This window comes from Nocardia sp. XZ_19_369 (assembly GCF_015355715.1).
Classification (GTDB): domain Bacteria; phylum Actinomycetota; class Actinomycetes; order Mycobacteriales; family Mycobacteriaceae; genus Nocardia.
In genome coordinates this window covers 616,483-629,023 of the sequence record NZ_JACVED010000001.1, presented here as the reverse complement: position 1 = coordinate 629,023, position 12,541 = coordinate 616,483, and the positions used below count along the sequence as shown (strand labels likewise).

15 protein-coding genes are annotated in these 12,541 nt (G+C 68.4%); 11 read left to right on the top strand and 4 right to left on the bottom strand.

Features of this window, described 5'->3' with window-relative positions:
- The first annotated feature begins 155 nt into the window (after positions 1–155).
- The 6 genes from IBX18_RS02950 (at position 156) to IBX18_RS02925 (ending at position 4,994) form a co-directional block, all read left to right on the top strand.
- Entirely contained in the window at positions 156–968 is an 813-nt protein-coding gene (locus tag IBX18_RS02950) for a DUF5666 domain-containing protein (RefSeq protein WP_194832201.1), read from the top strand.
- Positions 969–1,036: 68 nt separating this feature from the next.
- On the top strand, positions 1,037–2,215 hold the full coding sequence (locus IBX18_RS02945; protein ID WP_228540273.1) for a hypothetical protein: 1,179 nt from the start codon (positions 1,037–1,039) through the stop codon (positions 2,213–2,215).
- A 179-nt stretch (positions 2,216–2,394) separates the two neighbouring features.
- Positions 2,395–2,598 (top strand): hypothetical protein, encoded by a 204-nt coding sequence (locus tag IBX18_RS02940; RefSeq protein ID WP_228540272.1) that lies wholly within the window; start codon positions 2,395–2,397, stop codon positions 2,596–2,598.
- Between the two features lie 2 nt (positions 2,599–2,600).
- Complete coding sequence (gene pyrE / locus IBX18_RS02935) at positions 2,601–3,182, top strand: orotate phosphoribosyltransferase (RefSeq protein WP_194832200.1); 582 nt, start codon at positions 2,601–2,603, stop codon at positions 3,180–3,182.
- A gap of 44 nt (positions 3,183–3,226) precedes the next feature.
- Positions 3,227–4,285, top strand: a complete 1,059-nt coding sequence (locus IBX18_RS02930; protein ID WP_107659798.1) for a beta-ketoacyl-ACP synthase 3 — start codon at positions 3,227–3,229, stop codon at positions 4,283–4,285.
- A 4-nt stretch (positions 4,286–4,289) separates the two neighbouring features.
- Positions 4,290–4,994 (top strand): lysoplasmalogenase, encoded by a 705-nt coding sequence (locus IBX18_RS02925; RefSeq protein WP_194832199.1) that lies wholly within the window; start codon positions 4,290–4,292, stop codon positions 4,992–4,994.
- Positions 4,995–5,053: 59 nt separating this feature from the next.
- On the opposite strand, the gene IBX18_RS02920 is transcribed toward IBX18_RS02925, so the two are convergent.
- Positions 5,054–6,013, bottom strand: a complete 960-nt coding sequence (locus tag IBX18_RS02920; protein ID WP_194832198.1) for an alpha/beta fold hydrolase — start codon at positions 6,011–6,013, stop codon at positions 5,054–5,056.
- Positions 6,014–6,097: 84 nt separating this feature from the next.
- Here IBX18_RS02920 and IBX18_RS02915 point away from each other — a divergent pair, with 84 nt between their 5' ends.
- The gene (locus IBX18_RS02915) at positions 6,098–7,108 is read left to right on the top strand and encodes a YafY family protein (RefSeq protein WP_194832197.1); all 1,011 of its coding nucleotides are present in this window, start codon (positions 6,098–6,100) and stop codon (positions 7,106–7,108) included.
- Here the strand turns inward: IBX18_RS02915 and IBX18_RS02910 are convergent.
- From IBX18_RS02910 to IBX18_RS02900, 3 genes are all read right to left on the bottom strand, one after another.
- The gene (locus IBX18_RS02910) at positions 7,092–7,538 is read right to left on the bottom strand and encodes a hypothetical protein (RefSeq protein WP_194832196.1); all 447 of its coding nucleotides are present in this window, start codon (positions 7,536–7,538) and stop codon (positions 7,092–7,094) included. The genes IBX18_RS02915 and IBX18_RS02910 overlap by 17 nt on opposite strands.
- A 97-nt stretch (positions 7,539–7,635) precedes the next feature.
- Positions 7,636–8,289: a response regulator transcription factor gene (locus tag IBX18_RS02905; RefSeq protein ID WP_107659795.1), complete on the bottom strand. Its 654-nt coding sequence runs from the start codon at positions 8,287–8,289 to the stop codon at positions 7,636–7,638.
- On the bottom strand, positions 8,286–9,659 hold the full coding sequence (locus IBX18_RS02900; protein ID WP_194832195.1) for a sensor domain-containing protein: 1,374 nt from the start codon (positions 9,657–9,659) through the stop codon (positions 8,286–8,288). Before IBX18_RS02900 ends, IBX18_RS02905 begins: the two co-directional genes overlap by 4 nt.
- 92 nt (positions 9,660–9,751) lie before the next feature.
- Here IBX18_RS02900 and IBX18_RS02895 point away from each other — a divergent pair, with 92 nt between their 5' ends.
- The 4 genes from IBX18_RS02895 (at position 9,752) to IBX18_RS02880 (ending at position 12,538) form a co-directional block, all read left to right on the top strand.
- The gene (locus IBX18_RS02895; RefSeq protein WP_194832194.1) at positions 9,752–10,087 is read left to right on the top strand and encodes a DUF4190 domain-containing protein; all 336 of its coding nucleotides are present in this window, start codon (positions 9,752–9,754) and stop codon (positions 10,085–10,087) included.
- 56 nt (positions 10,088–10,143) lie between these two features.
- Positions 10,144–10,830 (top strand): TrmH family RNA methyltransferase, encoded by a 687-nt coding sequence (locus IBX18_RS02890; RefSeq protein ID WP_194832193.1) that lies wholly within the window; start codon positions 10,144–10,146, stop codon positions 10,828–10,830.
- Between the two features lie 39 nt (positions 10,831–10,869).
- The gene (locus IBX18_RS02885) at positions 10,870–11,229 is read left to right on the top strand and encodes a Uma2 family endonuclease (RefSeq protein ID WP_194832192.1); all 360 of its coding nucleotides are present in this window, start codon (positions 10,870–10,872) and stop codon (positions 11,227–11,229) included.
- A gap of 220 nt (positions 11,230–11,449) precedes the next feature.
- Positions 11,450–12,538, top strand: coding sequence for a glycoside hydrolase family 76 protein (locus IBX18_RS02880; protein ID WP_228540423.1), 1,089 nt, complete (start codon positions 11,450–11,452; stop codon positions 12,536–12,538).
- The last annotated feature ends 3 nt before the right edge of the window (positions 12,539–12,541 follow it).

Sequence of the window (12,541 nt, the reverse complement as noted above, 5' to 3'; positions counted from 1 at the left end):
TGCCTCGGTATCGGCGCGCCGGCCCGCCGCGCGGAACCGCTGACCAGGTTCGTGGGCACGGCGTGAGCCGGTCACCAGCGGGGCCGGCGGACGAAGTCCGAATTCAGTCCGCGCAAGCTCCCGGTGCCGGCCCGGTAACGCCTAACCTGGAGTCCATGACCAACCCGAACGATCCGTGGGGACAGCGGCCGGAGGATGCGCCGACCGAGCACCTGGCGGGCAAGTCCGGGTTCGAGCAGCCGCAGCACACCACGGATTACTCCGAGGCGTACGGGTCCGGCGCGCCCTCGGCGTATCCGGCGACCGAGCAGTTCGAGCCGTGGTCAGCGCCCCCGCCGAACGCCACCCGTGCGTTCCCGCCGCACGACAACCAGTGGGGCGCGTACGAAAACACTTATGGCGACCAATGGTCGGGGGCGGCGCCACCGCCGGGCGGTCCCGTCCCGCCCGGATACGGCATGCAGCCCTCGGATCAGCTGCCGCCGGAGACGCCGCGGCGCAACACCGGGCTGTGGATAGCGCTCGGCCTCGGGGTCGTCGCGCTGATCGCCGTGGTGGGTGTGATCGCGGGAGTTGTGCTCGCCGGCAAGGATTCCGGGTCCGACAGCGCCGCGAGTACCTCGGCCTTTCCGACCGCGAACCGGCCGACGCCGGGGACGCCGCGCTCCGGTCAGCCCGCGCCGAGCGGGATTCCGAGCGTGCCCGGCCTCGGCAACATCGACGATCTCGGCGCGACCATGGGCACCATCACCGCCAACGACGGCGGCACGCTCACGGTGAGCACCTTGCTCGGCAGCACGGTCAGTGTGCGCACCGACGCCAACACCCAGGTCATCTCGATGTCGGGCACCAAGGTCTCCGATCTGCCCACCGGTGACATCGTGCTGATTCAGGGTGAGAAGGCCGCGGATGGTTCGATTCACGCCAAGGTGATCATCAGTACCGCGCTGCCCGGCGGCGTCAGATGAACGACCCGACGAACCAACGCCGGGTGGCGACGGGCATTCGCCCGCTGAGCTCGTTAGGCTAGACGGTGATGACGGCAATGTGGTTCGGCTTGGCGGCGATCGCACTCGTGGGTGCGATCGTGCTGCTGTATTTCGATCGGATCCAGCGACAGCGGACCGGTCACGCGCGGCAGGTCTGGGCGAAATCCCAGGGCTACACGTATGTGTCGGTGGAACCCGCGCTGCCGTCGACCTGGCGTCGCGGCGCGCTGGCCAAGCTCGGCTACCTCTCCGCGGTCGATGTGGTCTCCGGTATCCGCAAGGGCGAGAAGTTCGTGCTCTTCGATCTGGAGGACTCCGCGACGCTGATCGCGGTGCGCCGCCAGATCGGCTCGGACATCGACGTCGACATGCGGCTCAAGACCGCGTCGCCGCCGAAGGACGCCGATCTCGAACTGCTCGGCGCCATCGGCGACCGGGTGGTGTTCGCGACCAACCCCGAAATCGCCAGGCACGCAGTCGATCAGCGGATGGTGGCGTTCATCGAGACGCTGCCCGACACCGTGCAGATGCTCTGGAGCGAGGGCAACTGGACCCTGGGCATGCTGTCCGTCGGCACCTCCGCGCGCGAGTGGGAGACCTCGATCGACGCGGTCCTTCGACTGTCCGGGCTGCTGCACGTGCTGCCGCCGGTCAGCGAGCCGCGCTTCGACAGCGGCGGGCACGATCCGGGCCGGCCGCGCCCGCGTGGACGCCAGCGTCCCGAGGAAACAGACGACGACGAGCGCGACGCACCCGTCGGTGGCGCCCGGGTGCAGCCGCCGCGGCTGAGCAAGGACGAGGACGCGGAGCCGTTCGCCGAGCAGGCCTACGACGAGGACTTCGACGACCGCGCGCCGCTCTCGGCGCCGGACGAACCGGAGCCGCCGCGCCGCCCCTCGCTGGCCGTGGTACCGGACGCGCGGGCCAGGGTGCGCGAGGACCGCAGGACCGCCGACGAGTGGGCCCCCGAACGCCGCGACGAATGGTCGCCGGAGCCGCGGGACAAGTGGTCGCCGGAACCGCGCGAGGAATGGTCGCCGGACGAGCGCGACAAGCAGCAGCGCGATAAGCGCTCGCCGGCACCGCGGGACGAAGAGCCCGCCGACGACTGGGTCGAGGAGCCCGTCCGTCGTCCGGTGGCGCGCGAGGACGACGCCGCGGCCGAGCCGCCCGGCGGCCCGTTCCACCCCGGCTTCCGTCCGTACCAGGGACCTGTGCCGCAGTGATCGGTGCCGCTCGCACCAGCGCGGTGCGTGGATCGCACGTGCGCGGGTGACCGAAAACCCTGTGGTCGCGCGCCTGCCCGGCGCCACCCGTCCCGTCGCAAAGACCACCGGACCCACCTCCGGCATCGGTCGCGGCTACGCGATGCCCCACGTCGTATCCTTCACGGAAGGGTTGGCAGGTGGCTACGTCGTCGCTGCCGAAAGCCTTGGGGCTGAGTGTCGACCAGGTAGTCGCCGGTTCCCTGCGTGATCTGGAGAAAGGCCGGGTGCTCAGTGTGCCCGGTGTGCAGTACAAAGCGCTTACCACCGCCGCCGGGATGATCCCGCGAACCCTGGCGGCCCGACTGAATCGCGGCCTGTTCACCACACGCGGAAGGACTTAGGAATGATCGACGAGGCAACCACGAACGAGTCGGCGCTGGGCACCTCAGCCGGTTCGGATCGGGATAGATTGGCGCAGCTCGTGCGCGAGCTCGCCGTCGTGCACGGCAGGGTCACCCTCTCCTCGGGCAAGGAGGCCGACTACTACGTCGACCTGCGCCGCGCGACCCTGCACCACAGCGCGGGACCGCTGATCGGCAAGCTGCTGCGTGAGCTGGTCGCGGACTGGGATTTCGACGCCGTCGGCGGGCTGACCATGGGCGCCGACCCGGTCGCGATGGCCGTCATGCACGCGCCGGGCCGCGCGATCGACGCCTTCGTGGTGCGCAAGGCCGCCAAGACGCACGGCATGCAGCGCCAGATCGAGGGGCCCGACATCGTCGGCAAGCGGGTGCTGGTCGTGGAGGACACCACGACCACCGGAAACTCGCCGCTCACCGCGGTGCGCGCGCTGCGTGACGCGGGTGCGAACGTGGTGGGCGTGGCCACTGTCGTGGACCGTGAGACCGGTGCCGATCAGGTGATCGCCGCCGAGGGGCTGGAGTACCGCTCCATCCTCGGACTCAAGGATTTGGCCCTGGGCTAACCTGGGCAGCGGTCTAGTTCTTCGAAGGCGAAGGGTCGTCTCCAGTGGTGAGCATTGCAACAAACAAGAATCGCGACAACGTTGCGATGCTCGGTATCGGTGCCTATCGGCCCCAGCGCATCGTCAGCAACGACGAGGTGTGCAAGGTACTCGACTCCACGCCCGAGTGGATCTACGAGCGCACCGGCATCCGCAACCGGCGCTGGATCAGCGGCGACGAGACGCTGCAGTCGATCGCGGCCGCGGCCGGTGAGCGCGCGATCGTCAACAGCGGCATCGACCGGTCCAAGATCGGCACGCTGATCCTGGCGACCTCCAGCTGGCTCATGCTCACCCCGCACGGCGCCCCTTCCGTCGCGCACGATCTCGGCATCAACGGCATCCCGGCGTTCGATCTGACCTCCGGCTGCGGCGGTTTCGGCTACGGCCTCGGCGTGGCCGCCGACCTGATCCGGGCCGGTTCGGCGGAGTACGTGCTGCTGATCGGCGCCGAGACGATGACCGTCGGACTCGACCCGACCGACCGCGGCACCGCGATGATCTTCGGTGACGGCGCGGGTGCGGTGGTGATCGGGCCGAGCGAGGAGAACGGCATCTCGCCGACGGTGTGGGGCAGCGACGGCGAGAACGCGGGTGCGATCGCCCAGGACGTCAACTTCCTCGACTACATGGAGAAGGCGCAGGCGATGCAGGGCACCGACCCGGCGGTCGAGCCCATCGGCCGGATGTCGCTGCGGATGGAGGGCCCGCGCGTCTTCCGCTGGGCTGCGGTCACGTTGCCGCGCGCGCTGTCCACCGCGCTGGAGCGGTCCGGGGTGGCGAAGGAGGACATCGAAGTCTTCGTCCCGCACCAGGCCAACTCCCGGATCAACGAGCTGATGAAGAAGAACCTCGGCCTGGCCGACGACATCCCGATGGCCAACGACATCGAGCAGACCGGCAACACCTCCGCCGCATCCATTCCGCTGGCGATGGAGGAGATGCTGGTGAGCGGCAAGGCCAAGGGCGGTCAGCTGGCGCTGCTGCTCGGCTTCGGCGCCGGGCTGAGCTATGCCGGTCAGGTCGTCACGTTGCCACCGAAGCCGACCGAGCCGAGCTTCTGACGCCATGCGGGTGTTCCGGGCGGGGTTTCTCGCCGCGGCCGCAGTCACCGTCTATGCCGCCGTCACCGGTCGCGAGAAGGTGCAGTGGATCGCGAAACCGCTGATGATGCCGCTGCTGGCGGCCGACGTGGTCACCGAGGGCGCCGATATCGAGCGCACCGATCGCGCGGTGCTGCTCGGGTCGCTCGGTGCCGCCACGCTCGGTGACATCCTGCTGATCGACCCGGACAACGATCGCCGCTTGATCGCGGGGGCGTCGTCGTTCGCGGTGATGCAGACCGGGTATTCGGCGCTGTGGTTGCGCAAGGGCGCGCGCCCGCATGCCGAGGTGGCGCTGCCGCGACTGGGCGCTTGGCTGGGTGCGGCGGCGCTACTGCGCGCGAAGGCACCCGGTGTGGCCGCACCGCTGACCGCCTACGGTGCGACGCTGGGTACCGCGGGCGTGCTCGCCTCGGACCCCGCGCTCGCGCCATCCGCGAAAACCGTTGCGGGGGTGAACATACCGAATTTCGATCCGCGTAGTCGGCTGGGGCTCGGTGCGCTGCTGTTCACTGTTTCGGACGGCTTGATCGTGTTGCGCCGGCTGTTCGCGCGCACCGAGCGCAGCCGCGGTCTTGCCGAAGCCGTCATCTTGACGACCTATGCCGCCGCCCAATTCCTGCTCGCGGATCCCAAGGCGCACGCGAAAGCCGTTGCCCCGATGGCTTGATCGTCTGCTCGACCGGATCGGCGGTCAGTCCCGTCGATTCGGTCGAGCGCACGGCTGGATCAGGTATCGGCTGTGGTGCGGGTGTCGGCCGTCTGCAGGAACAGCTCCAACGCGGCTAGCACCGCTTCCGGCGCGTCCTCCTGCGGAAAGTGGCCCGCATCCGGGAGCTCGATCACCGGGGCTTCCGGGAACGCAGCGCGAAAAGCCGGAATAATGTAGCGCGGCAGTAGGGCGGTGTCGCGCATTCCTTCCAGTAGCACAGCCGGTTTGGCGCGCAATGCCGCTGCGGCGCTCGGATCGGGTTCCGGCAGTGGTGGTTTCCCGCCGGGCGCGACGATCTGCTGTGGAAAACGAATTACACCTCGACATTCCGCGCGATCAGTGAAGTGACTTGCGTAGGCGCGGACCCACGTCGGCGTGACGATCTCAGGACGGGCGATGGTCTGCAGTGCCAGCATCAGGTGGGTCACCGTGTGCCCCGCGTTGCCCAGGACTTCGGTCAACGTGCCGTCGGCTTCCGCGACAGCGGCCCAGCGGAACCAGGCGCTGTCGGCGTGGTTGCCCGCCATGAGCTCACCATATCCGGGCACCCCCAGCGGAAGTACTGTGTTGATCGCGATGATGCGGTCGATGCGATCGGGGTGGCGCAACCCGAAGCCGGCACCGATCGGCCCGCCCCAGTCATGGAGCACGAGCGTGATTCGGTGCAGGTCGAGCACGTCTACAAGCAACTTCTCCAGATTGTCGACATGTTCGCGCGCAAGGTAATCGGAATCTCCTGGTGTGGCGCTCTTTCCGAAGCCCATATGGTCGGGCACCACGACGCGGCGCTTTCGAGCCAGCGGGTCGATCAGGTTCCGCCACAGGTATCCCCAGGTCGGCTGTCCGTGTAAGAGAACAAGGGTTTCGTCGGCATCGGGCGGGCCCTCATCGACGTAGTGCTGGCGAAAACCGGCGGCCTCGGAATACCGGGCACGGTAAGGCCAGGTGCCGTCGAAAGTTTCTGCACTGGGGATCATTGCTGCCTCTCTCGGTTCGAATCGGGCTCGGCGAGGCTAACCGGGGTCTACTGCCATCTTCTGTCAGTGGAAAACTGACTGCTCATGCGGGCGAGCAGGTTGCTATCGATCGTGCTGTTGCTACAGGCCCGGGAACGGATGACGGCGGAGCAACTAGCCCGGGAGCTCGAGGTCTCGGTGCGCACGATCTATCGCGACGTCGAATCCCTGAGCCTGGCGGGTATCCCGCTGTACGGCGAAGCGGGTCACGACGGCGGCTATCGGCTGGTCGACGGGTACCGTACGCGCTTGACCGGCTTGACCGCCGACGAGGCGGAGGCCTTGTTTCTCGCCGGTCTACCCGGCCCGGCCGCCGATCTCGGCCTGGGTGCGGTGCAGGCTACCGCGCAGCTCAAGCTGAAGGCAGCGCTACCCGACGAATTGCGCGAGGGCGTCGGCCGCATCCAGGAACGATTCCACCTGGACGCCTCGGACTGGTACGCCGATCCGGACAGCACCACGCAGTTGGCGGCGGTGGTGGAGGCGACGTGGAGCCGGCGTCACATCCGGATGCGGTACCGGCGGTGGGCGCAGCCGCGGGAGGTGGAACGTGTGGTGGCGCCCTACGGCCTCGTGCTCAAATCCGGGCGGTGGTATCTGGTCGCCGAATCGGGCGGTATTCGTACCTACCGGGTATCGCAGATTCTTCGAATACAACTGCTGGACAATGCTTTCGAGCCGCCCGCCGAATTCGATCTTGCCGCGAGTTGGTCGGCATACTTGGCTGATTTCGACGCTCGCCGCTATCGGGGTGAGGCGCGGATTCGGCTGTCGGAACGTGCGCTGGAGCGTTTGCCACACCTGCTCGAACCCGCATTGGCGCGCGTCGCCAGGAACACCGCCGAGCCGCCGGATCGCGACGGGCGGATAATCGTGACCATGCCGATGGAGACCATCGAGCACACCGCGGGCCTGCTGCTGCGGCTCGGTGCGGAGGCGGAAGTGCTGGCGCCCGCAGAGCTACGCGACCGGATGGCCGAGATCGCGGCCGACCTGGCAGGGATCTACCGCACCACCAGCGGTGCGACGAAAGCTGTTGTCACAGAACCACAATGATCCGATCGCGGTTCGCGGGGTCGACCCGGATCGAGAAGGTCTCACCCACCGCGAGGCGCGGTTTGTCCGCTGGCGTGACGTCGAAAACAATTGTCCCGCGATAGCTTTCGGACCCCGGAATGGTCAGCTCCAAGTCCAGCTCGGTCAGCTCGCTCTGATGATCGGTCCGCCGCAACGGATGCACCCCGTGCACCGTCGCCCACCCCTCCAGCCCCTCCCGCCACAACCGCCGATCGGCCTTCGACGGCCGCGACGCCACCATCATCCCGACCCCAACGCACGATCCGAACAACCCGACCAACGCCATGATCTGAAACGGCACCGTCCCCGGCGGCGTGTGCTGCACCACCCACCCCAGCCACACCCCGAGCACAATCAGGTACCCGACGGTCACCGCGAGCACCGTGCGCAGAATTCGCCCGTGATCCATCCCAGCCTCCACCCCGACTGTCAGACCTTCAAGGATAGGCCCGTAACGCCACTGACGTGCGCAAATCAGGAGGCAGCCGCCCGGATGAACCGGCGAGTCACCCCTTGAGGCGCAGGACCGCGAGGACGCGGCGGTGGTGGGTGTCCGACGGCGGGAGATCCAGTTTGGTGAAGATGTTGCCGATGTGTTTTTCCACCGCGCGTTCGGTGACGGTGAGGGAGGTGGCGATGGCGTTGTTGGACAGGCCCTGCGCCATCAGCTCGAGCACTTCGCGTTCGCGCGGGGTGAGGCGGGCCAGGGAATCCTGCTGGCGGGATGCGCCCATCAATTGACTCACCACCTCCGGGTCCAGGGCGGTGCCGCCGGTGGCGACACGATGGAGGGCGTCGACGAAGTCGCGGACATCGGCTACCCGGTCTTTGAGCAGGTAGCCGACGCCGCTCGCACCACCGGCGAGAAGTTCGGTGGCGTATCGGGTTTCGACCCACTGGGAGAAGACGAGGACGCCGGTCATCGGATACTTGCGGCGCAGTTCGATGGCGGCGAGCAGGCCCTCGTCGGTGAAGCTCGGCGGCATGCGCACATCCACCACGGCGACATCGGGATTGTGCGTACCGACCACATCGCTCAACGTCGTCGCGTCGCCCACCATGGCGACCACCTCGTGGCCGCGCTCGGTGAGCAGGCCGGCGAGCCCGTCGCGCAGGATCGCGCTGTCTTCCGCAATCACGATGCGCAGCGACTCGGTCATCTCGATCCGTCCTTCGGTAGCAAGATGGTCACCACGGTGGGTCCACCGGTCGGGCTCTGCACGGTGAGGGTGCCGTCCACGGTGCGCGCCCGCGCCGCCAGACCCGACAGCCCGCTGCCCACCGCGAGTGCGCCGTCGGTCGGTTGCAGGACACCGCCGATTCCGTTGTCCCGCACCGTGACCGCGATGGTCCTGGCGTCCGTCGGCACCACCGAGATCCAGGCCCGGGTGGCATCGGCGTGCTTGACCACATTGGTGAGCAGCTCGGCGACCGAGAAGTAGGCGATCGCCTCGATCGCAGGACTCGGCCGTTCGGGCAGGTGCACCCGCAGTTCCACCGGAACCGAGCTGCGCGCCGCCAGCGTTTCCAGCGCCGGACCGAGGCCGAGTTCCAGTGCGGGCGGGTGGATTCCGCGCACCAGCTCGCGCAGTTCGGTCAGCGCTTCTTTGGAGCTGGCGTGCGCGTCCGCGATCAGGTCGCGTGGATCCCCGCCCGAAGTCAGCCGATCCTCCGCACGACCCAGCGCCATCGCGATGGTCACCAGTCGCGCCTGGGTGCCGTCGTGCAGGTCCCGCTCCAGCCGACGCAGCGTGGCGGTGGAGTCGTCGACCGCCGCCTGCCTGCCTTGCTGGAGTTCGGCGATGCGCCGATCGGCCGCGGTCGCGCTCAGCAACGCGATGGTCAGCAAGCCGTGCAGCCAGCACACCGCGCGCACCAGCCACGGCGCCAGGAAGCAGCCGAGCAGGCCGACCGCGGCGAAGCCGAGCACCCGCGGCCAGGTTTCGAGGTAGTAGTCGCCGAACTGGAACATCGAATGATGTTCCACGCCTTGGGCATCGAGATTGACCGGATCGAGCAGCGCCCACGGGATCGGCGAGAGCGCGATCACCACCAGCATCGCGACCGTGAGCAGCACGAAGAAGCCGACCACGACACCGAGCACCGCCTGCGCGAGCAGGAACAGCGCGACCCGCCAGCTGGTCCGATCGGTGAACGCGCCCTTGACGAAGCCGATCAAGCCCGGCTCGGGCCGAAACGGCGGCGGTGGCGTCACCCGCACCCCGAGCAGATCCTTGGCCAGCGCCCGATAGATCCGCCCCCAGATCCGGCCGACGAGCAGGATCACCGCCAGGATCGGCACGCCGATAATGGTGAGCGAGATCATCAGCCCGCCGCCCCAGCCGAGATACATGTACGCGACCGCCAGGCAGCCGAGCACGAACACCGTGAAGACGTAGACGAGTTCTTTCCAGGTGCGGGCCTGGAACGGGGCACGGAGCATGGCACGGACCACCGGCTCGGCCGACCGGCCGGCTTTGCCTGGCGTCGGGTCGAGCACGAGCGTGGGTTCGGCGTGGATCTCGGTCATGGCTTCCATGGTTGTCGGGGCGAGGGCGGTCTTCGATGGAGCTGGCCGCCGAATGTGTGGTGTAGCCAGCTACACCAACTACCATCCTGCTGATGAGCTACCCGCCGCAGCCGCCACCGTACGGTTACCAAGCCTACGGGGGTTACGGCCCGCCGCAGGAACACCCGCAGGCCACCATGATTCTCATCCTCGGCATTCTCGGCCTGGTGTTCTGCCAGATCCTCGGCCCCGTCGCCTGGGTGATGGGCAAGAAGGCGCTCAACGAGATCGACGCCTCGGGCAGTTCGCTCGGCGGTCGCTCGAACGTCATGGTCGGCTACGTCTGCGGGATCATCGCCTCGGTGCTGATCATTCTCGGCATCCTTTTCGTCGCGCTGTTCGTCGTCCTCGGGCTGGTCGGGGTCTGGAGCAGCAGCAGCACCTACTGACCTCGCTGCTCCGGCCGCGTGCCGGTCCAGCGGCGGCCGGAATTAGCATCGTCGGAGTGAATCACCCAGTGCCCGACGCGGCCGAGCAGGACCCACCCGGGCCCACCGAGTGGGGCGAGCACCCGCACGGCGTCGGCCCGTGGGCCGCCGAGCACGCCGAGCCGCCGCCGCAGGATCCGCACTTCGACCCGGAACTGCTCGCGGCAGGCGACCGCCGCAACGTCGTCGACGCCTACCGCTATTGGACGCGCGAAGCGATCGTCGCCGACATCGACCGGCGCAGGCACCCCTTCCACGTGGCCATCGAGAACTTCGGCCACGACGCCAACATCGGCACGGTGGTCCGCACCGCCAATGCCTTCGCCGCCGCGGCCGTGCACATCGTCGGCCGCAAGCGCTGGAACCGCCGCGGTGCCATGGTGACCGACCGCTACCAGCACATCGAGCACCACGCGACCGTCGCCGAGCTGCTCGACTTCGCCGCGCGCGAACAACTGACCGTCGTCGCCGTCGACAACGTGCCCGGCTCGGTCCCCCTCGAGACAGCCGAACTACCCCGCAACTGCCTCCTACTGTTCGGTCAAGAAGGCCCGGGCGTCACCGAACACGCGAAAACCGCAGCGGCCATGACCGTTTCGATCGCCCAATTCGGCTCCACCCGCAGCATCAACGCGGGCGTCGCCGCGGGCATCGCCATGCACGCCTGGGTCCGCCAACACGCCGACCTCGCCGACGCCTGGTAGTCCGGCACCCCATCCGCTCGCGCGTGCCACACCGTCGAAATGCCCTGGCCTGATCATCTGCTGACCCTGGAGGACTGGATCGCGCTGCCGGAGGACAACAGCCGTAGCTATGAGCTTGTCGAGGGGTTTCTGGTCGTGTCACCGAGGCCGGTGTCGATGCATCAGCGTGCGATCTGGCGCCTCGCTGCTCAATTAGAGCCGCAACTCCCGCCTACCCACGGCGTCCTGACCGAGGCCGAAGTCCTGATCGACGCCGGACCGCCGCCCACCATCCGGGTCCCCGATGTCCTGGCCGTGCCCACGGCGGGGATCGATGCGAACATTCCGCGCTGGGATGCAGCCGATGTGCTGCTGGCCGTCGAAATCCTCACCACATTGACCAGTACCCGGGTCGGCTGAGCCGTCACGATGGCCGCGGACACGTCGGCCTCGAAAACAACTGCACATCACTTGTGTAACAAATCGGGCGCGGAAATCCGGGCGGTGCTGGCACCATTGACGCATGACCACACGGAGGGCACAGGATCCGGGGCGCGCGACGCCGCGGTCACTGGGTGAGCTCTCACCGGGAGGTGGAGAGGCTGTGGTGACACCGGCGTTGTGGTCCGAGCGGGCGGACATGGCCGAATCGGCGATCGTGTCCCGGCATCTGCGTGCGTTGTGGGCGCTGCCGGGGACCCAGCTGGGGGTGGTCGGCTGGCCGGCGACCAAGCGGGAGCGCGCGTTCGGGTCGTGGCATTACTGGTGGCAGGCGCATCTGATCGACTGCGCGGTGGACGCGGCCAACCGGGTGCCGACGCCGGTGCGCCGCAAGCGAATTGCCGCGATCGCGCGCTCGCACCGTATTCGCAATATCACCGGCTGGACCAACAGGTACTACGACGACATGGCCTGGCTGGCCATCGCGCTGGAACGCGCGGAGCGGACCGCGGGGGTCACCGAGGCGCGCAGCGGACTGATCGCGCTGGAGAAGCCGCTGTACGAGGGGTGGAATCCGGCGGTAGGCGGCGGCCTGCCCTGGCGCATCGGCGCCGACTACTACAACACCCCGGCCAACGGTCCGGCCGCCATCGCGCTGCAACGGCTCGGCAGACACGGGCGCGCGCAGGAGATGGCCGACTGGCTGGACGCGACGCTGCGCGACCCGGAGACCGGCCTGATGCTCGACGGCATCCATCTGCCGTCCGGCGAGATCGAGCGCCCGGTGTTCACCTACTGCCAGGGCGTGGTGCTCGGGCTGGAAACCGAGCTGGCGGTGCACACCGGTGCCCCGCGCCACGGCGAGCGGGTGCACCGATTGCTCGCCGCCGTCGAAGAGCACCTGACCACCCGTGGCGTCATCAACGGTGGTGGCGGTGGTGATGGTGGCCTGTTCAACGGCATCCTGGCCCGCTACCTGGCGGTGGTCGCGCTGATGCTGCCCGGCGACGACGAGGCGCAGCAGGCGGATCGACGGTGTGCGGCCGCGATCGTGCGCGCCTCCGCCGAGGCCGCCTGGGCCAATCGACTGGAGGTCGAGGGCGAGCCGCTGTTCGGGCACGACTGGGGCAAGCCCGCGACGCTGCCCGGCGGCATCGCGGGAGCGGGCCGGTTCACCCCCGGTGGCTCGGTGATCTCGTCCCGAGTGCCCGAACGAGACCTGTCGGTGCAGCTGTCCGGCTGGATGCTGATGGAAGCTGCCCATCAGGTCAGCGCCGCCGGGCTGTAATCC